This window comes from Bradyrhizobium sp. BRP22, assembly GCF_020194175.1.
GTDB lineage: Bacteria > Pseudomonadota > Alphaproteobacteria > Rhizobiales > Xanthobacteraceae > Bradyrhizobium.
Genome location: NZ_JADYVX010000023.1, coordinates 105,452 through 127,304, shown reverse-complemented (window position 1 = coordinate 127,304; position 21,853 = coordinate 105,452). Strand labels below are relative to the sequence as shown.

Annotated in this window: 18 protein-coding genes; 11 read left to right on the top strand and 7 right to left on the bottom strand. The window is 63.7% G+C overall.

Going from position 1 to position 21,853, the window contains the following annotated elements; genetic code table 11:
• Positions 1-55: 55 nt before the first annotated feature.
• The 3 genes from I6F35_RS25760 (at position 56) to corA (ending at position 5,645) form a co-directional block, all read left to right on the top strand.
• Positions 56-1,762 carry an NADH-ubiquinone oxidoreductase-F iron-sulfur binding region domain-containing protein gene (locus tag I6F35_RS25760; RefSeq protein ID WP_225120451.1) on the top strand — a complete coding sequence of 569 codons (1,707 nt, stop codon included), beginning with the start codon at positions 56-58 and terminating at the stop codon, positions 1,760-1,762.
• Positions 1,759-4,524, top strand: a complete 2,766-nt coding sequence (gene fdhF, locus I6F35_RS25755) for a formate dehydrogenase subunit alpha (RefSeq protein ID WP_225120450.1) — start codon at positions 1,759-1,761, stop codon at positions 4,522-4,524. Before I6F35_RS25760 ends, fdhF begins: the two co-directional genes overlap by 4 nt.
• Before the next feature lie 68 nt (positions 4,525-4,592).
• Positions 4,593-5,645, top strand: coding sequence for a magnesium/cobalt transporter CorA (gene corA, locus I6F35_RS25750; protein ID WP_225120449.1), 1,053 nt, complete (start codon positions 4,593-4,595; stop codon positions 5,643-5,645).
• A gap of 60 nt (positions 5,646-5,705) precedes the next feature.
• Here corA and dapA read toward each other — a convergent pair whose 3' ends face one another.
• The 6 genes from dapA to I6F35_RS25720 all read right to left on the bottom strand — a co-directional run bounded on the left by dapA (position 5,706) and on the right by I6F35_RS25720 (position 9,097).
• On the bottom strand, positions 5,706-6,644 hold the full coding sequence (gene dapA, locus I6F35_RS25745; RefSeq protein WP_225120448.1) for a 4-hydroxy-tetrahydrodipicolinate synthase: 939 nt from the start codon (positions 6,642-6,644) through the stop codon (positions 5,706-5,708).
• A 281-nt stretch (positions 6,645-6,925) separates the two neighbouring features.
• Positions 6,926-7,348: a hypothetical protein gene (locus I6F35_RS25740; RefSeq protein WP_225120447.1), complete on the bottom strand. Its 423-nt coding sequence runs from the start codon at positions 7,346-7,348 to the stop codon at positions 6,926-6,928.
• A 115-nt stretch (positions 7,349-7,463) separates the two neighbouring features.
• A complete protein-coding gene (locus I6F35_RS25735; RefSeq protein WP_225120446.1) occupies positions 7,464-7,859 on the bottom strand; it encodes a hypothetical protein in 396 nt (131 codons plus the stop codon).
• Between the two features lie 81 nt (positions 7,860-7,940).
• Positions 7,941-8,210, bottom strand: coding sequence for a hypothetical protein (locus tag I6F35_RS25730; RefSeq protein ID WP_225120471.1), 270 nt, complete (start codon positions 8,208-8,210; stop codon positions 7,941-7,943).
• A gap of 137 nt (positions 8,211-8,347) precedes the next feature.
• Positions 8,348-8,620, bottom strand: a complete 273-nt coding sequence (locus tag I6F35_RS25725) for a hypothetical protein (RefSeq protein WP_225120445.1) — start codon at positions 8,618-8,620, stop codon at positions 8,348-8,350.
• A 12-nt stretch (positions 8,621-8,632) separates the two neighbouring features.
• Entirely contained in the window at positions 8,633-9,097 is a 465-nt protein-coding gene (locus tag I6F35_RS25720) for a hypothetical protein (protein WP_225120444.1), read from the bottom strand.
• A gap of 507 nt (positions 9,098-9,604) precedes the next feature.
• Here I6F35_RS25720 and I6F35_RS25715 point away from each other — a divergent pair.
• The 7 genes from I6F35_RS25715 to I6F35_RS25685 all read left to right on the top strand — a co-directional run bounded on the left by I6F35_RS25715 (position 9,605) and on the right by I6F35_RS25685 (position 18,032).
• Positions 9,605-9,694 carry a K(+)-transporting ATPase subunit F gene (locus I6F35_RS25715; RefSeq protein ID WP_016846764.1) on the top strand — a complete coding sequence of 30 codons (90 nt, stop codon included), beginning with the start codon at positions 9,605-9,607 and terminating at the stop codon, positions 9,692-9,694.
• 116 nt (positions 9,695-9,810) lie between these two features.
• A complete protein-coding gene (kdpA, locus tag I6F35_RS25710; protein ID WP_225120443.1) occupies positions 9,811-11,514 on the top strand; it encodes a potassium-transporting ATPase subunit KdpA in 1,704 nt (567 codons plus the stop codon).
• Positions 11,515-11,537: 23 nt separating this feature from the next.
• The gene (kdpB, locus tag I6F35_RS25705) at positions 11,538-13,652 is read left to right on the top strand and encodes a potassium-transporting ATPase subunit KdpB (protein ID WP_225120442.1); all 2,115 of its coding nucleotides are present in this window, start codon (positions 11,538-11,540) and stop codon (positions 13,650-13,652) included.
• A 10-nt stretch (positions 13,653-13,662) separates the two neighbouring features.
• Entirely contained in the window at positions 13,663-14,265 is a 603-nt protein-coding gene (locus I6F35_RS25700) for a K(+)-transporting ATPase subunit C (protein ID WP_225120441.1), read from the top strand.
• A gap of 42 nt (positions 14,266-14,307) precedes the next feature.
• Positions 14,308-17,031, top strand: coding sequence for a sensor histidine kinase KdpD (locus I6F35_RS25695; RefSeq protein WP_225120440.1), 2,724 nt, complete (start codon positions 14,308-14,310; stop codon positions 17,029-17,031).
• The gene (locus I6F35_RS25690) at positions 17,028-17,717 is read left to right on the top strand and encodes a response regulator transcription factor (protein WP_225120439.1); all 690 of its coding nucleotides are present in this window, start codon (positions 17,028-17,030) and stop codon (positions 17,715-17,717) included. The genes I6F35_RS25695 and I6F35_RS25690 overlap by 4 nt, the downstream gene beginning before the upstream one ends.
• 66 nt (positions 17,718-17,783) lie before the next feature.
• Positions 17,784-18,032: a DUF6496 domain-containing protein gene (locus I6F35_RS25685; RefSeq protein ID WP_225120438.1), complete on the top strand. Its 249-nt coding sequence runs from the start codon at positions 17,784-17,786 to the stop codon at positions 18,030-18,032.
• A 128-nt stretch (positions 18,033-18,160) separates the two neighbouring features.
• On the opposite strand, the gene I6F35_RS25680 is transcribed toward I6F35_RS25685, so the two are convergent.
• Positions 18,161-19,045, bottom strand: coding sequence for a Ku protein (locus I6F35_RS25680; protein WP_225120437.1), 885 nt, complete (start codon positions 19,043-19,045; stop codon positions 18,161-18,163).
• A gap of 112 nt (positions 19,046-19,157) precedes the next feature.
• Here I6F35_RS25680 and ligD point away from each other — a divergent pair, with 112 nt between their 5' ends.
• Entirely contained in the window at positions 19,158-21,818 is a 2,661-nt protein-coding gene (gene ligD, locus I6F35_RS25675; RefSeq protein WP_225120470.1) for a DNA ligase D, read from the top strand.
• Positions 21,819-21,853 lie beyond the last annotated feature (35 nt).

Sequence of the window (21,853 nt, the reverse complement as noted above, 5' to 3'; positions counted from 1 at the left end):
CTGGCATGCCAGAAGTTAGAGTCGGTCTAATGAGTGGTGAGAACGGGATGTTTCAATGACTGTCCATGACGTGCAGCAGGTTCGCGCGTTCGAGCATCCCGGCGCGGGACGCCGCAAGGCCAAGGCGACGCCGAAGGGGCGTCAGATCGATCCGACGGCCGCGCATGAAGTCGCCGAGTTGCTCGGTGACCAGCCGCGCCGGCGCGATCTGTTGATCGAATTCCTGCACCTGATCCAGGACAAGTATCACCAGATCTCCGCCGCGCATCTCGCCGCGCTCGCGGACGAGATGAAATTGTCGTTCGCGGAAGTGTTCGAGACCGCGACCTTCTACGCGCATTTCGACGTGGTGAAGGAGGGCCAGCCGGACATCGCGCCGCTCACGATCCGCGTCTGCGATTCCCTGACCTGCGCGATGCTCGGCGGCGAGAAGCTGCTGGAGCAATTGCAGGACAGTGCCGGCCCCGGCATCCGCGTGGTGCGCGCGCCCTGCGTCGGTCTGTGCGATATGGCCCCGGTGGCTGAAGTCGGCCATCACTACGTGATGCGCGCGACCACGACCGAAGTGCTGGCGACGGCTGCGCGTGGCGAGATCGAACCCGTTATCCCGTCCTATGTCGACTACGACGCCTATGTGAAGGATGGCGGTTACAAGCTGCTGAACGACCTGCGCGCCGGCCGGATCAGCAAGGAAGACATCCTGAAGGCGCTCGACCATTCCAGCCTGCGCGGGCTCGGCGGCGCAGGCTTTCCCACCGGCCGGAAATGGCGCGCGGTGCTCGGCGAGCCCGGACCGCGGCTGATGGCAGTCAATGGCGATGAGGGGGAGCCCGGCACCTTCAAGGATCGGTTTTACCTGCTGCGCGATTTGCACCGTTTCCTGGAAGGTACGCTGATCGGCGCGCATGTCGTCGATGCCACCGATGTCTACATCTACATCCGCGACGAATATCCGGCGGCGCTCAAGATCCTGCCTCTCGAACTCGCCAAGCTGCCGCCCGGCGGTCCCACCTTGCACATCCGCCGCGGTGCCGGCGCCTATATCTGCGGCGAGGAATCTTCCTTGCTGGAGAGCATCGAAGGCAAGCGCGGATTGCCGCGGCACAAGCCGCCTTATCCGTTCCAGGTCGGACTGTTCGGTCAACCTACCCTGATCAACAATATCGAAACACTGTTCTGGGTGCGCGACATCGTGGAGAAGGGCGCGGGCTGGTGGAGTTCGCACGGTCGCAATGATCGTCACGGTCTGCGCAGCTATTCGGTCTCCGGTCGCGTGAAGAACCCCGGCGTGAAGCTGGCGCCGGCCGGCATCACCGTGCGCGAACTGATCGATGAATATTGCGGCGGCATGGCCGAGGGCCACACCCTTCACGCTTATCTGCCGGGCGGTGCCTCCGGCGGCATCCTGCCGGCTGCGATGGACGACATCCCGCTCGATTTCGGCACGCTGGAAAAATACGGCTGCTTCATCGGCTCGGCGGCGATCGTGATCCTGTCGCAAGTGGACAGCGTGAAGGCTGCGGCGCTGAACCTGATGCGCTTCTTCGAGGATGAAAGCTGCGGCCAGTGCACGCCGTGCCGCGTCGGCACGCAGAAGGCGGCGATGCTGATGGAACGGCCGGTGTGGAACCAGGCGTTGCTCGAGGAACTGAGCCAGGCGATGCGCGATGCGTCGATCTGCGGCCTGGGTCAGGCCGCCTCGAATCCCCTGACCTCCGTGATTAAATACTTCCCCGACGAGTTCAAGGAAGCTGCGGAATGACAACGATCCAGTTCGAACTCGACGGCAAGCAGGTCGAGGCCAAGGCGGGCGAGACCATCTGGCAGGTGGCGAAGCGCCAGGGCCAGGAGATTCCGCATCTCTGTTACTCGCCGGCGCCGGACTATCGCCCCGACGGCAATTGCCGCGCCTGCATGGTCGAGATCGAAGGCGAGCGCGTGCTCGCCGCCTCCTGCAAGCGCACACCTTCCGTCGGCATGAAGGTGAAGACTGCCAGCAGCCGCGCCGTTGCCGCGCAGAAGATGGTGATGGAGCTTCTGGTCGCCGACCAGCCGGCGCGCGAAACCTCGCACGATCCCGATTCGAAATTCTGGCATTGGGCCGAGAAGACCGGCGTCACCGAGAGCCGTTTCCCGGCGGCGGAGCGCTGGGACGCCGACGCCAGCCATCCGGCGATGCGCGTCAATCTCGACGCCTGCATCCAGTGCGGCCTGTGCGTGCGAGCCTGCCGCGAAGTGCAGGTCAACGACGTCATCGGCATGGCCTATCGCAATGCCGACGCCAAGATCGTGTTCGACTTCGACGATCCCATGGGCGAGTCCACCTGCGTCGCCTGCGGCGAATGCGTGCAGGCCTGCCCGACCGGCGCGCTGATGCCCGCGGTGATGCTGGACGAGACGCAGACCCGCGTCACTTATCCCGATCGCAAGGTGGATTCGCTCTGCCCGTTCTGCGGCGTCGGCTGCCAGGTGACCTATCAGGTCAAGGACGAGAAGGTGATCTATGCGGAAGGTCGCGACGGCCCGGCCAACCACAACCGGCTCTGCGTCAAGGGCCGCTTCGGCTTCGACTATATCCATCATCCGCACCGGCTCACCAAGCCGCTGGTGCGATTGCCGAACGCGAAGAAGGACGCCAACGACCAGGTCGATCCGGCCAATCCGTTCACGCATTTCCGCGAGGCAAGCTGGGAAGAGGCGCTCGACATTGCAGCGCGCGGCCTCGTCAAGATCCGCGACGAGAAGGGCGTGAAAGCGCTCGCCGGCTTCGGCTCGGCAAAGGGCTCCAACGAGGAAGCCTATCTGTTCCAGAAATTGGTGCGCACCGGCTTCGGCTCCAACAATGTCGACCACTGCACGCGGCTGTGCCACGCGTCTTCAGTGGCGGCGCTGACGGAAGGGCTGAATTCCGGCGCGGTGTCGGCGCCGTTCTCCGCGGCGATGGATGCCGAGGTGATCATCGTGATCGGCGCCAATCCGACCGTGAACCATCCGGTGGCGGCGACCTACATCAAGAATGCGGCCAAGCGCGGCGCCAAGCTGATCGTGATGGACCCGCGACTGCAATCGCTGTCGCGCCACGCCTATAAGCATCTCGCCTTCAAGCCGGGCAGCGATGTCGCGATGCTGAACGCGATGATCAACACGATCATCACCGAAGGGCTGACGGACGATCAGTATATCGCGGGCTACACCGAAGGCTTCGATGAGCTGAAGGCCAAGATTGTCGATTTCACGCCGGAGAAGATGGAGTCGATCTGCGGCATTCCGGCCGACACGTTGCGCGAGGTGGCGCGGCTCTATGCGCGTGCGAAATCCTCGATCATCTTCTGGGGCATGGGCATCAGCCAGCATGTCCATGGCACCGACAATGCACGCTGCCTGATCGCGCTGGCGCTGATCACCGGCCAGGTCGGCCGTCCCGGCACCGGCCTGCATCCGCTGCGCGGCCAGAACAATGTGCAAGGCGCCTCCGACGCCGGCCTGATCCCGATGTTCCTGCCGGATTACCAGCCGGTCGGCCGCGTCGACCTGCGCGGCAAGTTCGAGGAGCTGTGGCAGAAGAGCCTCGATCCGGTCCGCGGTCTGACGGTGGTCGAGATCATGAACGCGATCCATGCCGGCGAAATCCGCGGCATGTATATCGAGGGCGAAAATCCCGCGATGTCCGATCCCGATCTGCAGCACGCGCGCGAGGCCCTTGCCATGCTCGATCATCTGGTGGTGCAGGATCTCTTCGTTACCGAGACCGCGTTCCATGCCGACGTGATCCTGCCGGCTTCGGCCTTTGCGGAGAAGTCCGGCACCTTCACCAACACCGACCGCCGCGTGCAGCTCGCGCGCGAGGTGATCAAGCCGCCGGGCGATGCGCGGCAGGATCTCTGGATCATCCAGGAGATCGGAAAGCGCATGGGCCTGCCGTGGAATTATGGCGGCCCGGCCGATGTCTTCGCTGAGATGGCCGAGCTGATGCCGTCCTTGAAAAACATCACCTGGGAACGGCTGGTGCGCGAGGGCGCCGTGACCTATCCGGTCGACGATCCGCACAAGCCCGGCAACGAGATCATCTTCACCACCGGCTTCCCGACGGAGAGCGGCCGCGGCAAGATCGTGCCGGCGCATGTCATCCCGCCGGATGAGATACCGGACGACGAATATCCGATGGTGCTCTCGACCGGCCGCGTGCTGGAGCACTGGCACACGGGCTCGATGACCCGCCGCGCCGCGGTGCTCGACCAGATCGAGCCGGAGGCGGTCGCCTTCATGTCGCCCAAGGACATGCGGCGGATGCAGCTCTGGCCCGGCGATTTCATCCGGCTTCAGACCCGCCGCGGCGCGGTCGAGGTCAAGGTGCGCTCCGACCGCGACGTGCCGGAGAATATGGTGTTCATGCCGTTCTGCTATGCGGAGGCGGCGGCCAATCTCCTGACCAATCCGGCGCTCGATCCGTTCGGCAAGATTCCGGAGTTCAAATTCTGCGCCGTGCGCGCGGAAAAGGCCGAATTCCGCTCGGCCGCGGAGTAGGCGAGGGCCGCGCGGGAACCTACCGGACTGCCGGCCGTTGATCGGTCGGGCGCGCAGGTGGGCATCCTATGCTGGCAAACGAGAAGAATCCGGAATTCGAGAGTCCACGCCGGTGGGCGTCCGGTCATCAAGCGCGTCCACGGATCGATCAACCCGGTGTCGTTGCCTCCAGCGTCTATGCGAACGGACGGCGCGTCACGGACATTTCCATTGACGAGGCCGGCGAGTGGTCGAGGAGGCCCGGCCATGTCGTCTGGATCGGCTTGCTGGAGCCGAGTGCCGAACTGCTCGAGAGAATTCAAGGCCAGTTCGACCTGCATCCGCTGGCGATCGAAGACGCATCGAAGGCTCACCAGCACCCCAAGGTCGAGCAATATGGCGACGCGCTGTTCGTTGTCGCGAGAACGGCGCAAATGATCGACAGTCATATCGCCTTCGGCGAGACTCACATATTCGTCGGACAGGGCTACGTGGTCTCGGTCCGTCACGGCGCATCGACCTCTTATGCCGCGGTGCGCGAGCGCTGCGAGACCTGCACCACCTCGCTGGCGCAGGGCGAAGATTACATCCTCTATGCGATCCTCGACTTTATCGTCGACAACTACTCGCCCGTGATCGAAGCGATCCAGGCTGAAGTCGAAGCCCTGGAAGAAGCGGTGCTTCGGAGATCACACCTCAAGTTCCAGTTCGACCGGCTGTACAAGCTACGGCGCGATCTGTTGCAACTGCGACGCGCGGTAGGGCCGGTCGTCGATGTCTGCCGCAGGCTGGAACATATGGACGTCATCGCCCTCGACGAGGCGATGAAGCCGCTGTTTCGCGATGTCCTGGATCACGCCAAGAGAGCGCAGGAAGACATCGATTCGCTACGCGAAATTCTCGCGTTCGCTTTTGAAGCAAGCATGATGGCGGGCCAGTCACAGCAGACGGAGATCGCCCGCCGCCTGGCGGCCTGGGCCGCGATATTGGCGGTGCCTACGGCCGTTGCCGGAATCTACGGCATGAACTTCGAGAACATGCCGGAGCTCAAATGGTCTTACGGCTACTACTTCGTTCTCGCCGCGATCTTCGGCGCCTGCGCGCTTCTCTATGTGCGCTTTCGTCGCTCGGGCTGGTTATGACTGGCTTGCGCGCGCCTTTCTGATCGAATCGACTGGACCCGCACTCCAAAAAGATCATGCTCAAGCAGGAACAGGAGCGGGATGATGATTCAAGGAAGAGGCATCCCGCTCGGGGAATTCTTCGCCGAGTTCGGCAATCGCCTTTGTGAGCTCGGCCTTGGACGCGTCGTTCAACGGAACGATCGGCAGGCGTGTATCGGGCCGCATCAGCCCAAGCAGCGCGAGCGAATATTTCAGCGCCGCCGGGTGTTCGGCGGCGAGCAGCCCGGCAATCGGGACGAGGCGGCTGAACAGATACCTGGCCGATTGCAGACGTCCTTCTTTGAGGCTTGCATAAACCGCCTGGCACAGTTCCGGCACGAGGTTCGCCACCGTGGAGATGCAACCGTGACCGCCGGCAGCCATGAAGGGCAGGGCGGTCAGATCATCGCCTGACAGCAAGCGGAAATGTGGCGGTAACGACGTCCGTATGCGGACGAGGCGTCCGACATCGCCGCTGCTGTCGCGCAAGGCGATGAACTGTTCGGATTCAGTGAGGCACGCCAGCGTTGCATCGGAGATTTCGCGAAGGGTGCGCGAGGGAACGTCGTGCAGGATGACCGGCAGCGCAGTCGCCTCGGCAACCGCGCGGAAATGCGCCTGGATTCCTGATTGCATCGGCTTGTTGTAATAGGGGACGACCGAGAGCACGGCCTCGGCACCGGCGGCCTCCGCCTGCCGCGTCAGTTCGATTGCTCGATCCGTAGAGTTGGATCCGGCGCCGGCGATGACGCGGACGCGGCCATGCGCGATCTCGACGGCATGGCGAATGAGGCCGGCCTTCTCTCCCGTCGTCAGTGTCGGCGCCTCGCCCGTGGTCTCGCCGACCACGATCGCCGCAGCGCCGGACGCGATCTGACGCTCGCATAGCCGCGCAAATGCGTCGAGATCGATTTCGCCGTCCTCGTCAAACGGTGTCGGAAGGTCGGCGATGTAACCCGTGAGCCAGTCTGATTTCATTGGTGCTCCGTGTGGAAAATGATGCGTTCAAGGCTTTCGCACTGCTTCTCTGAACGCATTGAAAGGGATCGCGGCCATGATGCACGTGAGATCCATAGGAATGCGAGACGCCTCGATAAGCGCCGGTGGATGCTGCTCTCCCTCTCCCGCTTGCGAGAGAGGGTCGGGGTGAGGGTGTCTCCGCGTTGGGATTCCCCGAGTGGAGAGAGCCCTCACCTGGCGCTGCGCGCCGACCTCTCCCGCAAGCGGGAGAGGTGAACTCGCGGACAGGTCGATCTCATCTAGCCGGTGCGTCGGCGTGCAGGAAGCGAAGTATTGCCGCGCGGTGCGAGTCCGCGCCAGAGCCAATCGTTGGTCCTCGGTTTTCTTATGCGCGGCGGTGCAGCGTCGATATCGATTTCGACCGCGCTTGCGAATGCCCGCTTCAGGCGAATATCTTCGATCCGCTCGATGTACTGACGCAGATTGGCATCGGCGGCGTCGTTCTGCCGCAGAATGGAGGTGCAGAGATCGGCGCTGACCTTGCGGAAGAAGTGGAAATTCGCCTGCTCCTCACCGCGGTGGCTTCCGCGATCGATCTCGGCGGCAGTCGCCATCACGTTCAACCGATCGGTATTGTCGAGCGTCACGGCAAAGCGCAGGAGCGCCAGTTGCCAGGCGCGCAGCACCCTGCTGCGCCACTCGACCGGATCCTGCGCTTCCATTCGTAACGCCCTCCCAGCGAGGTCGCCGGCGCGCTCAAGTGAGATGACGTTTCCTGATCGTCATCTCGCTTCCGTCTTCATTGGTCAATGAGCGGCCGCGCAAACGCCTCGCGACTTACGCCGCTCTTTCCATTCGCGCGAAACCCTGGCGGTGGGCGGCAAGCACGAGGCCGCGTTGGCACCTCACGCCTGCCTCGATCCGAAAGCCCATCTGCTCGAGCTTTCTTCGGATGCTGAGGCAGAATTCGCCCTCGCGGGAGTCGATCAGGATCGCAATGGTGGCGTTGGCGCTGAGGAACTGCGAGATCTCCAGCAGCGCCGCCTCGATCGCCGGCAGGGATTTGTCGCCCGTCAGCAGGCCGATACCGTGCTGTCTCCTGGGCACGCGGCATGTTGCAGACGTCGCGACCTGAACGAAGCCGCGACGGCGCAGCGAAAGATAGAGCTCCATGGACCCGCTTCCGGCGATGATCGTGCGGTGCAGGTTGGACAGGTGCGTCAGCGCGATCATCGTATCGACGACCTGATCGCGGCCAGCAAGGGAACAAGGCTGCACCATCTGGATCCTCCTGTATGTGGGGCGCGGGCCGAATCAGGCGACGCGTCGCGTGGCTGTTGCTGGTGAGGAGAGGGCGGCGGAACTGCTGTTCATGTCGAGTTCGAACTCGCGCGACAACTCGACGATGGTTTCCGGGTGGTGCCCATTCTCGAACAGTGCGTACTTGACCGCCTGGGCGCGATTGATGAACAGCCCGCCGTAGAGACCGTTCTGTTCCTGGGCGACCCACTGGCCGCGCCTGTTTCTTCCGATAAAGACGATGGTCGACGCGGAGCTGCACGATGGAGGTTCGTCGAGCTTGATGTTCACGAGTTTCATTTTTGTGATTCCCTCACGAGACTTGGTAACGCGTTCAATATCTTTGCGGATGGATATGAAATCGAGGAGGGCGGGCGGCCGATCTCATAAGGGACGTATAAGGTCCCAGGATTGTCGCAGGGCTACCTGCCGGTGGCGGAGGCGAGTGCGCAAAGCGCGGCATAGGCGGCCATCTCGTCCCAATGGTTGAGGTCGGCGTCCATGAATTGCTCTCGCCGCATTAAGGCGATGACGGCACAAAGCACGATGGACATCCACAGCAGGGCTATCAAGCTGCGGCCAAAGCCGATGCTGCCAAAGAGTGCGAAGCCGGCCAGGACGAGCAGGCGAAAGCAAAATCGAACCAGGACCTGGGCCGAGTTCAGCTTTTGCGGCAGGTTGGGCAGCGGCTGCACGGCGTTGCTCGCTCAGGCGAAATTGTCGCTCAGCATCGGCTGATAGAAGCTGTCGGCATGACGCTCGACGCTTGGCACGCTGGGCCGGCTCGACGGTGCGGAGATCCGCTGGGCCTCGACGAATGCGCTCAGGATGGCAAGCGCCAGGTCGGCGTGATGGGTCTCGATCGATTGATCGAGCCAATCAGGCAATTCGCGCTCGCGCGACAGCGAGCAGTACCATTCGCCGTCGTCATAGGCGAGGCGACGGACCTGCCATTGCGGCAGTTCCAGGTCGAGCAGCGCCAGCGCCGCGTCGGTCCATGCGCCGAGTTTCGTCAATGCCTCGACGCGCGCGGTCTTGCCGCTTTGCCCCTGCGACGGAAAACGCCGGCAACAGTCGCGGATGAGATCGGACATCAGTTCGACCGTCACGCGACCGGCGTCGCGCAGCCGGAGGCTGAGGTCAGCGGTAACGGGTTCTGAAAGCAGCGGCATGGCGGGACTCATCGATCATGCGGCTTGACGAAATGCCGCAGGTCAAAGGTGGTCAAAACGCCATTTGAAAACGAGATGGGGCAAGGCGCGGAAATATAGGGATTCCATAAAGATGAAAGGACGCGCGAAGGGAAATCTCACGCGTCGCCCTGGCGAGCGCCACGACCCATATCACCAGTCTGTGTTTGAAAGCACGCTGCGGCGGCCCCACCTTTCCGGAACACGATCTGAGGTTGTGGGTCCCGGCTGCGCCCAAGGCTTCGCCGCGGCGCGCAGGCTCGGGAACGGGCATCTTTATAAGATTCCTATAACGCCGCCGCAGCCTACATCTCGAAAACCTATGCGGCGGGTGGCACTTCACCTGGGAACCAAAACGGGCCGTTTGTCGGCCCACTATGCATAGGAGCCTCCAATGCTTGATCTCGTCATGCTGGTGCTCGCCGCGGCATTTTTCGCGGCAGGCATAGGCTACGCCTACGCCTGCGAACGGCTGTGAGGAGACGCGCCATGATCTTCGACTATTCGCTCGCCGGCCTCGTCTCGCTCGGCCTTCTCTTCTATCTCACCTACGCGCTGCTGCGCCCTGAGCGGTTTTGATCAGGCCATGTTCATGCTCGGGCAGCTTCTCCTGGCGGATGCAGCGCTGACCATCCTGTTGGTCGGCGTGCTCGCCGTGCTGCGGCGCTCAAAGCCCATTCGAAAGGTTTAATGCCATGACCGCCATCGGCTGGTTTCAAATTATCCTCTATTGCGCCATCGTTGTTGCGCTGGTGAAGCCGCTCGGCTGGTACATGACGCGCGTCTTCAACGGCGAGGCGACCTTCCTGTCTCCGGTGCTGCGCCCGGTGGAGCGCGGCTTCTACTGGATCAGCGGCGTCGACGAACGGCGTGAACAACATTGGCTGACCTATACGGTCGCCATGCTGCTGTTCCATGTCGGCGGCTTCCTGATCATCTACGGCGTGATGCGGCTGCAGGCGATGCTGCCGTTCAATCCGGCGGACCAGGCCGCCGTCGCCCCGGATCTGTCGTTCAACACCGCGGTCTCGTTCCTCACCAACACCAACTGGCAGAACTACGGCGGCGAAAGCACGGTGTCGTATCTGGTCCAGATGCTCGGCCTGACGCACCAGAACTTCCTCTCGGCGGCGACCGGCATTGTGCTTGCGGTGGCGTTGATCCGCGGCTTTGCGCGCGCCTCGGTGCGCACGATCGGCAATTTCTGGGTCGATATCACACGCTGCACGCTCTACATCCTGCTCCCGATCTGCATCGTCTACGCGCTGTTCCTGGTGTCGCAGGGCATGCCGCAGACGCTCGGACCCTATGTCGATGCAACGACGGTCGAAGGTGCCAAGCAGACGATCGCCGTCGGCCCGGTGGCTTCGCAGGTCGCGATCAAGATGCTCGGTACCAATGGCGGCGGCTTCTTCAACGCCAATGCCGCGCATCCGTTCGAGAATCCGACCGCGCTGTCGAACTTCGTGCAGATGCTCTCGATCTTCGTGATCGGCGCCGCGCTCACCAACGTGTTCGGCCGCATGGTCGGCAACCAGCGCCAGGGCTGGGCGATCCTCGCCGCAATGGGCGTGCTGTTCATCGCCGGCGTTCTTGTCACCTACTGGTCCGAGGCCAACGGCACTACGGCGCTGCATGCGCTGGGTCTCACCGGCGGCAACATGGAGGGCAAGGAGGTTCGCTTCGGCATCGTTGCTTCGTCGCTGTTTGCGGTCATCACCACCGCGGCCTCCTGCGGCGCCGTCAACGCCATGCATGACAGCTTCACCGCACTCGGCGGCATGATCCCGCTGATCAACATGCAGCTCGGCGAGATCATCGTCGGCGGCGTCGGCGCCGGTCTTTATGGCATGCTGCTGTTCGTCGTGCTGGCGATCTTCGTCGCCGGCCTGATGGTCGGCCGCACGCCGGAATATGTCGGCAAGAAGATCGAGGCGCGCGAGGTCAAGATGGCGATGCTCGCGATCCTGGTGCTGCCGCTGATGTATCTCGGCTGGACCGCGGTTGCCGTGGTGCTGCCGTCCGCGGTTGCTTCGATGGCGAACGCCGGCCCGCACGGCTTCACCGAGGTGCTCTATGCCTTCACCTCGGCGACCGGCAATAACGGCTCGGCCTTCGCGGGCCTCACCGGTAACACCTTCTTCTACAACCTGACGCTCGCAAGCTCGATGTTCGTCGGCCGCTTCTTCATGATCGTGCCGGCGATGGCCATTGCGGGTTCGCTGGCGCAGAAGAAGTCGGTCCCACCGTCGGCCGGCACGTTCCCCACCACCGGTGGCCTGTTCGTCGGCCTTGTCGTCGGCGTGATCCTGATCATCGGCGGCCTCACCTTCTTCCCCGCGCTGGCGCTCGGACCGATCGTCGAGCAGCTCGCGAGCAACGCCAATACCCTGTTCTGATCGAATTGATTGGAGTCACATCCATGGAAACCATGAAACTGCAAAAACAGGTGAGGGCGTCGACGATGCTCGACCCCAAGATCCTTGTGCCCGCGATCAAATCGTCCTTCGTCAAGCTCGATCCGCGGCTGATGGCGAAGAACCCGGTGATGTTCGTGGTCGAGATCGTCGCTGCGCTCACCACGATGATCTTCCTGCGTGACCTCGCCACCGGCGCGGAGAACATCGGCTTCACGTTCCAGATCATCCTCTGGCTCTGGTTCACGGTGCTGTTCGCCAATTTCGCGGAAGCCGTCGCCGAGGGCCGCGGCAAGGCGCAGGCGGATTCGCTGAAGAAGACGCGAACGGAGAGCCAGGCCAAGCTGCTGGATGGTTCGGGGCGGAACTATCGCCTCGTCCCCGGTACCACGCTCAAGGTCGGCGATATCGTGCTGGTCGAGGCCGGCGACATCATCCCGTCCGACGGCGAGGTGATCGAAGGCGTCGCCTCGGTCAACGAAGCCGCGATCACCGGCGAGTCCGCGCCCGTGATCCGTGAATCCGGCGGCGACCGTTCGGCGGTGACCGGCGGCACGCAGGTGCTGTCCGACTGGATCCGCGTCCGCATCACCGCGGCGCAGGGCTCGACCTTCATCGATCGCATGATCCGCCTGGTCGAAGGCGCCGAGCGGCAGAAGACGCCGAACGAGATCGCGCTGAATATCCTGCTGGCCGGCCTCACCATCATCTTCGTGTTCGCGACCGTGACGATCCCGAGCTACGCGGCCTATGCCGGCGGCTCGATCTCGGTCGTGGTGCTGGTGGCGCTGTTCGTGACGCTGATCCCGACCACGATCGGCGCGCTGCTCTCGGCGATCGGCATCGCCGGCATGGACCGCCTGGTGCGCTTCAACGTGCTGGCGATGTCGGGCCGCGCGGTGGAAGCCGCCGGCGACGTCGACACGCTGCTGCTCGACAAGACCGGCACCATCACGCTCGGCAACCGCCAGGCGACCGCGTTCCGTCCGGTGCGTGGCGTCACCGAGCAGGAGCTCGCCGATGCCGCGCAGCTCGCCTCGCTCGCCGACGAGACGCCGGAAGGCCGTTCCATCGTCGTGCTGGCCAAGGAGAAATACGGCATCCGCAGCCGCGACATGCACGAGCTTGCCGCGACCTTCGTGCCGTTCACCGCACAGACCCGCATGAGCGGCATCGATGCCGGTTCGTCCGCGGTCCGCAAGGGCGCGGTGGATGCGATCCTCAACTATATCGGCGGCGGCACCGCGCAGTCGCTCGCGAGCGGCAACGCGGTGCGGGCGATCCAGGCCGGCGTCAGCACCGACGCGGCCCGCGAACTGCAGGGCATTGCCGACGAGATCGCCAAGGAGGGCGGCACGCCGCTCGCCGTGGCCAAGGACGGCCGGCTGCTTGGCGTCATCCACCTCAAGGATATCGTCAAGGGCGGCATCCGCGAGCGTTTCGCCGAACTGCGCCGCATGGGCATCCGCACCGTGATGATCACCGGCGACAATCCGATGACCGCGGCGGCGATCGCGGCCGAAGCCGGCGTCGATGATTTCCTGGCGCAGGCCACGCCCGAGGACAAGCTCAAGCTGATCCGCGACGAGCAGGCCAAGGGCAAGCTGGTGGCGATGTGCGGCGACGGCACCAACGACGCGCCCGCGCTCGCCCAGGCTGACGTCGGCGTCGCCATGAACACCGGCACGCAGGCCGCGCGCGAAGCCGGCAACATGGTCGACCTCGACTCCAACCCGACCAAGCTGATCGAAGTGGTCGAGATCGGCAAGCAGCTCCTGATGACCCGCGGTGCGCTGACGACGTTCTCGATCGCCAACGACGTCGCGAAATATTTCGCGATCATCCCGGCGATGTTCCTGGCGTTCTATCCGCAGCTCGGCGTGCTCAACATCATGGGTCTTGCGAGCCCGCAGAGCGCCATCCTGTCGGCGATCATCTTCAACGCGCTTGTTATCATCGCGCTGATCCCGCTGGCGCTGAAGGGCGTCGCCTATCGCGCGATCGGCGCCGGCGCGCTGCTCCGCCGCAATCTGCTGGTCTACGGCTTGGGCGGCATCATCATTCCCTTCATCGGCATCAAGGCGATCGACCTCGTCGTCGCCGCCCTGCACCTGGCCTGAGGAGACAACCATGCTTAGAGAAATTCGTCCCGCCATCGTCCTTCTGTTGCTGCTGACGGCAGTCACGGGCCTCGCCTATCCGCTGGCGATCACGGCCATCGCCGGCGTGATCTTCCCGACGCAGGCGCAGGGCAGCCTGATCGAGAAGGACGGCAAGGTCATCGGCTCCGCTTTGATCGGGCAGGAGTTCAAGGAGGACAAATACTTCCACGGCCGGCCGTCGGCGACGCTGGCGCCGGATCCGAACGACTCCTCCAAGACGGTGTCCGCGCCATATAACGCGGCGAACTCCGGCGGCTCCAACCTCGGCCCGACCAGCAAGGCGCTGAACGACCGCATCAAGGAGGACGTCGAGAAGCTGAAGGCGGAAAATCCGTCCCAGCCGGTGCCGATCGACCTCGTCACCACCTCGGGAAGCGGCCTCGATCCCGATATTTCGCCGGAGGCGGCGCTCTTCCAGGTGCCGCGGGTGGCGAAGGCGCGCAACCTGCCGGAGCTGCAGGTCCGCCAGCTCGTCGAAGCCAACACCAAGGGCCGCTTCGCCGGCGTGCTCGGCGAGCCCAGGGTGAATGTCCTGGCACTCAATCTCGCTTTGGATGGCGCTTCGAAGTAAAGGCGGCTAGGACGAATGGCATGACGCGACTATATTTGCCCTATGGCAAATGAGCATCGCGATCTTGAAAAGCGACCCTCGCCGGACGCGCTGTTGGAAGCCGCCCGGCGAGAGAACGACGCATCCGGGCGGCTGAAGATCTTCGTCGGCGCCGCCCCCGGCGTCGGTAAGACCTACGAGATGCTGCAGGGCGCGCACGCCAAGCTCAAAGGCGGCACCGATGTGGTGGTGGGTCTTGTCGAGACCCACGGCCGGGCCGAGACCGAGGCGCTGCTGCAGGGGCTCGAGGTGATCCCGCGCAAGCGGATCAGCTACAAGGACCAGGTCCTCGAAGAGATGGACCTGGACGCGCTGATCGCGCGCCGCCCGCAACTTGCCATCGTCGACGAGCTCGCCCACACCAACGCGCCCGGCAGCCGCCATCCGAAGCGCTATCTCGACGTCGAGGAATTGCTCTCCCACGGCATCGACGTCTACACCGCCGTCAACATCCAGCACATCGAAAGCCTCAATGACGTCGTCGCGCAGATCACGCATGTGCGGGTGCGCGAGACCGTACCGGATTCGATCTTCGACCGCGCCGATGCGATCGAGCTGATCGACCTCACGCCCGACGACCTGATCCAGCGATTGAAAGAGGGTAAGGTCTATGTGCCCAAGCAGGCGGAGCGGGCGCTTCAGCATTATTTCTCGCCGGGCAACCTGACCGCGCTGCGCGAACTGGCGCTGCGGCGGACCGCCGAGCGGGTCGACGAGCAGCTGCTCACCCACATGCAGGCCAATGCCATCGCCGGTCCCTGGGCTGCGGGCGAGCGTATATTGGTCTGCGTCAGCGAGGATCCGCGCGCGGCCGGCCTCGTGCGCTACACCAAGCGGCTGTCCGACCGCCTGCACGCGCCCTGGACCGCTATTAGCATCGAGACCCGGCGCAGCCTGCAGCTCACCGACGAGCAGCGCGACCGGCTCGCCGACACGATGCGGCTTGCCGAATCGCTCGGCGGCGAGGCGCTGACGATTCCCGCCGTGCATCGGCATATCGCCGACGATCTGATCAATTTTGCGCAGTCCACCAACGTCACGCATGTCGTGATCGGCAAGTCGTCGCGCTCGCGCTGGTTCGAGATCCTGCGGGGCTCGGTCGTGCATGACCTAGTGCGGCGCGCCGGCAACATCAGCGTGCATGTCATCGCTGGCGAGGAGCTGCCCGCCGGCCTCGATAGTAGACCGACAGTGCAGACGGCGGCGCGGACCGAGCCGTTCGACCTGCAGCCTTACGCGAAGTCGCTCCTGATCACGGCGCTCGCGCTCGGCGCGGCCGAGCTGGTTCACCCGCGTTTCGGCGTCGAGAACGTCGATCTCGTGTTCCTTACCGCGGTGGTCGTGGTGGCCGTGCGCTATGGCCTGTGGCCGTCGCTGCTCACGAGCGTGGTGGCCTCGCTGTGCTACAATTTCTTCTTCCTGCCGCCGGTCTACACCTTCACCATCACCGATCCGACCAATGTCGCGGCCTTCTTCTTCTTCATGCTGATCGCGCTTCTGGTCTCCAACGTTGCCGCGCGGGTGCGTATCCAGGCCGATACTGCGATCAGTCGCGTGCGCATGACCGAGTCGCTCTACGCCTTCAGCCGCAAGCTCGCGGGCACCGCGACGCTCGACGACGTGTTGTGGGCGACCGCCTACCAGATCGCGCTGATGCTGAAGGTGCGCGTGGTACTGCTGCTGCCGGAAGAGGGCGTGCTCGCGGTGAAGGCCGGCTATCCGCCGGAAGACCAGCTCGACGATGCCGATCTCGCGGCCGCGAACTGGGCCTGGTCCAACGATCGGCCGGCCGGTCGCGGTTCGGACACGCTGCCCGGCGCCAAGCGACTGTTCCTGCCGATGCGGACCGGTCGCGGCCTGATCGGCGCCATCGGCATCGATAACGACAAGACCGGCCCCTTGCTGACGCCGGATCAGCGGCGCCTCCTGGATGCGTTGGTCGACCAGGGTGCGCTCGCGATCGAGCGCGTGCTGTTGGTCGAGGACATGGACAAGGTCAAGCGCACCGTCGAATCCGAACGCCTGCGCTCAGCGCTCCTGACCTCGATCTCGCACGACCTGAAGACCCCGCTGGCCTCCGTGCTCGGCGCCGCCTCGACCATGCGCGATCTCGCCGGCAACCTCACCGATGCGCAGAAGCACGACCTGATCGCGACCGTGATCGACGAGTCCGAACGGCTGAACCGCTTCATCGCCAATTTGCTCGACATGACCAAGCTCGAGTCCGGCGCCATCGTGCCGAACACGGCGCGGCATGATGTCGGCGAGATCGTCGGCAGCGCGCTGCGACGCGCCGGCAAGATCCTGGTGCGGCACAAGGTCCTGCTCGATCTTGCCGCCGATCTGCCGATGCTGGAGCTTGACGCAGTGCTGTTCGAGCAGGTGCTGTTCAACCTGCTCGACAACGCCGCGAAATATGCCCCGCCCGATACCACGATCTCGATCCGCGGCTGGCGGGACCGGGAGGCGATCATGCTGCAGGTCATGGATGAGGGCAGCGGCATTCCGCCGGCCGAACTCGAAAGCATCTTCGACAAGTTCTACCGCGTCCAGAAGGGCGATCACGTCCGTCCCGGTACTGGCCTCGGTCTTGCCATCTCCCGCGGATTCGTCGAAGCCATGCATGGCACGATCTCGGCCGCCAACCGCCCCGACCGGAGCGGCGCCGTGTTGACAATCCGGCTGCCGATTCCGGCAGCCACCGCTGCGCTGGATACCGCTGCATGAACGCCATACCGATCAAGGTTCTGGTCATCGACGATGAGCCGCCGATCCGTAAATTGTTGCGGATGGGCCTGAGCACGCAGGGCTACGAGATTCTCGAAGCCTCCAACGGCAAGACGGGGCTGGAAATGCTCGCGCAGGGGCCGGCGCTGATCATCCTCGATCTCGGTCTGCCGGATATCCAGGGTCACGACCTCTTGCGCATGATCCGCGCCCGCAACGAAAGCGTGCCGATCGTGGTGCTGTCGAGCCGCGGCGACGAGGCTGGCAAGGTGCAGGCGCTCGACCTCGGCGCCGACGATTATCTGACCAAGCCGTTCGGAATGGATGAGCTCTTGGCACGCCTGCGCGCGGCGCTGCGGCATCAATTGCAGGTGCAGGGCGAGCGGCCAGTGTTTCGCACTGGAGATCTTTCGGTCGATCTGGTGCGCCGCATCGTCAAGGTCGGCGACCGCGAGGTGAAATTGTCGCCGAAGGAATATGACCTGCTCCGTGTGCTGGTGCAGCACGCGGGCAAGGTCTTGACGCATCGTTTCCTGTTGAAGGAATTGTGGGACGAACTCACCGATGCGCAATATCTGCGCGTCTATGTCCGTCAGCTTCGACAGAAGATCGAAGCCGATCCCGAGCGTCCGCAATTCGTGCTGACTGAAACTGGGATCGGCTACCGATTGCGCGCGGCGGACTGAGCGGGTTGCAAAAGCGGAACTTTCTCCGGGGCAGGAACTTAATCTTCCTTAACCGGGAGAACGCCAATGGCACGAAAATATTCCAGGAAAGCGTCGGGCGACGTCAGGCGCGCCATGAAGAAGCGCAAGTCCGGCACGCTGAAAAGCGGCCGGTCGGGCCGCAAGGTCAAGAGCCGCAAGCAGGCGATCGCGATCGGGCTTTCGGAAGCACGCGCCAAAGGCCGGAAAGTGCCGAAGAAGGCTTCGAAGCGGAAGACTTCGAAGAAGACGACGAAGAAGCGGAAGAGCAGTAAGAAGCGCAAGGCGAAGCGCTAGCTCAGTACTCAGCCGTCATTGCGAGCGAAGCGAAGCAATCCATTGGCACCGCGAGTGGGGTAAGAGTGGATTGCTTCGCTTCGCTCGCAATGACGGTGATGACTATTCCGTCATGACGGCGTTTGTCGTTACCCCGCCTTGCGCGCGCGGGCGGTCGAGCGATGGGCTTTGCGTGGCGCGCGGCGATGGGAGGGGCGGCGGCGGGCGGTCGAATGGCCGCGTTTCTTGGCCGCCGAGCGGCCCTTCAGGCTCTGCTTCAGCGCATCCATCAGGCTGACCACGTTGCTAGGCCGCTCCTCGGGCTCCGGTACCTCGATTGTCTTGCCGGCGGCCTTGCGCCGGACCAGCGCCTTCAGCGCGTCCTCATATTCGTCCTTGAATTTCGAGGGATCGAAATGGGCGGCCTTGCTGTCGAGGATGTGGCCCGCCAGCTCGACCATGTCCTTGGTGATCTTCGGCGTCTTGATATCGTCGAAATAATCGGCTTCGTCGCGCAACTCGTAAGGATAGCGCAAGGTGGTGCCGAGCAGGCCCTTGCCGAGCGGCTCGATCGCCATGACGTGCTCGCGGTTGGTCAGCACGATGCGCGCCAGCGCGACGCGGTCCTGGTCCTTCATCGCGTCGCGGATCACCGCAAACGCATCAGCGCCGGCCTTGCCATCGGGTGCGATGTAATAGGGATGGTTGAGATAGCGCTTGTCGATCTCCTCCCTGGGCACGAAGCTTTCGATCTCGATGGTGTGGTTGCTCTCGATCTGGACGGCCTCGAGCTCTTCCGGCTCGATCTCGACGTACTTCCCTTTCCGGAGCTCATAGCCACGCGCCTTCTGGTCGCTTTCGACGACGTCGCCGGTCTCGGCGTCCACCATCTGCTGCTTCAGCCGGTTGCCGGTCTCCTTATTGATCATGTGGAAGCGGGTTTTCGCAACCGCGGTCGAGGCCGGGTACAGCACCACCGGGCATGCCACCAGCGACAGCTTCAAGGAGCCTTTCCAATAGGCACGAGGGGCCATTACACTCTCCGGATCCTTCACAATATGGGAACTTCAACCGATGCGAGGGGTTTTGGTTCCTGGTATATACCGCCGCGCAAGGCAGCGGCCATTTGCGTGAGGTGCATCCGTGCTGCAGAGAAACCTGTCCACCTACCGCAAGAAGCGCGACTTCTCCAAGACCGAGGAGCCCTCCGGCAAGGCCAAGGTCGCGCCCGCCAAACAGCCGCGCTTCGTGATCCAGAAGCATGACGCCACGCGGCTGCATTACGATCTTCGGCTCGAAATGGACGGTGTCTTCAAGTCATGGGCGGTGACGAAAGGGCCGTCGCTCGATCCGCACGACAAGCGGCTCGCGGTGGAGGTCGAGGACCATCCGCTCGATTATGGCGATTTCGAAGGCACCATTCCGGAAGGCCAGTATGGCGGCGGCACGGTGATGCTGTGGGATCGCGGCTACTGGGAATCGGACGATCCCGAAGCCGGGTTCAAGAAAGGCGATCTGAAATTCACCCTGCATGGCGACAAGCTGCATGGAAGCTGGGTGCTGGTGCGGATGCGCGGTGATCGCTTCGGCGGCAAGCGCACCAATTGGCTCCTGATCAAGCACCGCGACGACTACGCCAAGGATGGCGACGGGGAAAGCATCCTCGATGAGGACCGTTCTGTCGCCTCGGGCCGCACGATGGAGCAGATCGCCGCCGGCAAGGGCAGGGCGCCGAAGCCGTTCATGCTGGCGAAGAACGGCCGCGCCAAGGCGAAGGCCGATGCGGTCTGGCAATCCAACCGCGAGGAGACCAGCGAGACGCGCCCGAAAACGAAAGCGCCGTCGCCGAGCAGGCTGGCATCCAAATCGCGCGCTTCCAAAGCCAAGACGAAGAAGATCGACGCGATGCCGGACTTCGTCGCGCCGGAGCTCTGCACCTCCGTCGACCGTCCGCCCGGCGGGGCAGGCTGGTGCCACGAGATCAAGTTCGACGGCTACCGCGTGCAGTTGCGCGTCGAGGATGGCGAGGCCACCCTCAAGACCCGCAAGGGACTCGATTGGACCGACAAGTTCGGTGCGATTGCGAAAGAGGGCGGCAAGCTGCCGGACGGGATGATCGACGGCGAGATCATCGCACTGGACAAGAACGGCACACCGGATTTCTCGACCCTGCAGGCAGCGATCTCCGATGGCAACACCGACCAACTGATCTTCTACGCCTTTGACCTCCTGTTCGCCGAGGGGGAGGATTTGCGTGCGCTGCCGCTGGCCGAGCGCAAGGCACGGCTGAAGCGGTTTTTGGAAGCGCGGAAAGGCAAGAAGCAGCAGATTCAATATGTCGAGCATTTCGAGAGCAGCGGGGATGCGGTGCTGCAATCGGCTTGCAAATTGGAGCTCGAGGGCATCGTCTCCAAGAAGCTGGATGCGCCCTACCGCTCCGGCCGCTCCGAATCGTGGACCAAGGCGAAATGCCGCGCCGGTCACGAGGTGGTGCTGGGCGGCTGGAAGACCACCAGCGGAAAATTCCGTTCGCTGATGGCCGGCGTCTACCGCGGCGATCATCTCGCCTTTGTCGGCATTGTCGGCACCGGCTTCGGACAGGACAAGGTTCGCCGGCTGCTACCGGTGCTGAAGGCGCATGAGTCGGACGAGAGCCCGTTCGGTGGCGAGAATGCGCCGCGCAAGACGCGCGATATCCATTGGCTGACGCCCGATCTCGTGGCCGAGATCGAATTCGCCGGCTGGACCGAGGGCGGCAATATCCGCCAGGCCGCGTTCAAGGGATTGCGCCAGGACAAGCCGGCGAAGGAGGTGGAGGCGGAGGAGCCGGCCAAAGCCGAGATCGCCGAGCCGAAGCCGGGCAAGGCTGCAGCGAGAGCTGCGAAATCGGCTGCCGACAAATCCTCGGTTGTCATGGGTGTCGTGATCTCGAAACCCGACAAGGAGATGTGGCCCGACGCGTTCGACGGCGAGGCGGTGACGAAGCTCGATCTCGCACGCTATTTCGAGGCGATCGGCGAATGGATGATCGTCCATCTCAAGGGCAGGCCGTGCTCGATCGTGCGCGCGCCCGACGGCATCCATGGGGAGAAATTCTTCCAGCGCCATGCCATGCAGGGCATGTCGAACCTGCTGGAGCTCGCGAAGGTCTCCGGCGATCGTAAGCCTTATGTCCAGATCGATCGCGTCGAGGGATTGGCAGCGGTTGCGCAGATCGGCGGGCTCGAACTGCATCCCTGGAATTGCGCGCCTGATATCTACGATACGCCGGGACGACTGGTGTTCGACCTTGATCCCGCGCCAAACGTCGCATTTTCAGACGTGGTCGAGGCTGCCAAGGACATGCGCCAGCGGCTCTCGACCGTCGGCCTCGAAAGCTTCTGCAAGACCACCGGCGGCAAGGGCCTGCATGTCGTGGCGCCATTGACTTATGGCGCGAAGGACCGCGTGGGCTGGAAAGAGGCCAAGGCGTTCGCACAGGCGATCTGCCAGTGGATGGCCGACGACGATCCCGATCAATATCTGCTCAACATGTCGAAGAAGCTGCGCAAAGGAAAGATCTTCCTCGACTATCTGCGCAACGACCGGATGTCGACCGCGGTGGCTGCGTTGTCGCCGCGCGCACGCGAAGGCGCCACCGTCTCGATGCCGCTGACCTGGGCGCAAGTGCGCGGCGACCTCGATCCGAAGAAGTACACGGTGCGCAGCGTGCCGTCGCTGCTGGCCAGGAGCAAGGCATGGGATGGCTATGACGATGCCGCCTCGTCGATCAAGGCGGCGATGAAGAAGCTGGCAGCGAAGAAGTAGGGTGGACAAAGCGAAAGCGTGCCCACCATTGCTTG

Excerpts from the sequence above, each read along its gene's own strand:
- I6F35_RS25760 (WP_225120451.1), top strand. The coding sequence starts at position 56 with ATGACTGTCCATGACGTGCAGCAGGTTCGCGCGTTCGAGCATCCCGGC.
- fdhF (WP_225120450.1), top strand. The coding sequence starts at position 1,759 with ATGACAACGATCCAGTTCGAACTCGACGGCAAGCAGGTCGAGGCCAAG.
- corA (WP_225120449.1), top strand. The coding sequence starts at position 4,593 with ATGCTGGCAAACGAGAAGAATCCGGAATTCGAGAGTCCACGCCGGTGG.
- dapA (WP_225120448.1), bottom strand. The coding sequence starts at position 6,644 with ATGAAATCAGACTGGCTCACGGGTTACATCGCCGACCTTCCGACACCG.
- I6F35_RS25740 (WP_225120447.1), bottom strand. The coding sequence starts at position 7,348 with ATGGAAGCGCAGGATCCGGTCGAGTGGCGCAGCAGGGTGCTGCGCGCC.
- I6F35_RS25735 (WP_225120446.1), bottom strand. The coding sequence starts at position 7,859 with ATGATCGCGCTGACGCACCTGTCCAACCTGCACCGCACGATCATCGCC.
- I6F35_RS25720 (WP_225120444.1), bottom strand. The coding sequence starts at position 9,097 with ATGCCGCTGCTTTCAGAACCCGTTACCGCTGACCTCAGCCTCCGGCTG.
- I6F35_RS25715 (WP_016846764.1), top strand. The coding sequence starts at position 9,605 with ATGATCTTCGACTATTCGCTCGCCGGCCTCGTCTCGCTCGGCCTTCTC.
- kdpA (WP_225120443.1), top strand. The coding sequence starts at position 9,811 with ATGACCGCCATCGGCTGGTTTCAAATTATCCTCTATTGCGCCATCGTT.
- kdpB (WP_225120442.1), top strand. The coding sequence starts at position 11,538 with ATGGAAACCATGAAACTGCAAAAACAGGTGAGGGCGTCGACGATGCTC.
- I6F35_RS25700 (WP_225120441.1), top strand. The coding sequence starts at position 13,663 with ATGCTTAGAGAAATTCGTCCCGCCATCGTCCTTCTGTTGCTGCTGACG.
- I6F35_RS25695 (WP_225120440.1), top strand. The coding sequence starts at position 14,308 with ATGGCAAATGAGCATCGCGATCTTGAAAAGCGACCCTCGCCGGACGCG.
- I6F35_RS25690 (WP_225120439.1), top strand. The coding sequence starts at position 17,028 with ATGAACGCCATACCGATCAAGGTTCTGGTCATCGACGATGAGCCGCCG.
- I6F35_RS25685 (WP_225120438.1), top strand. The coding sequence starts at position 17,784 with ATGGCACGAAAATATTCCAGGAAAGCGTCGGGCGACGTCAGGCGCGCC.
- I6F35_RS25680 (WP_225120437.1), bottom strand. The coding sequence starts at position 19,045 with ATGGCCCCTCGTGCCTATTGGAAAGGCTCCTTGAAGCTGTCGCTGGTG.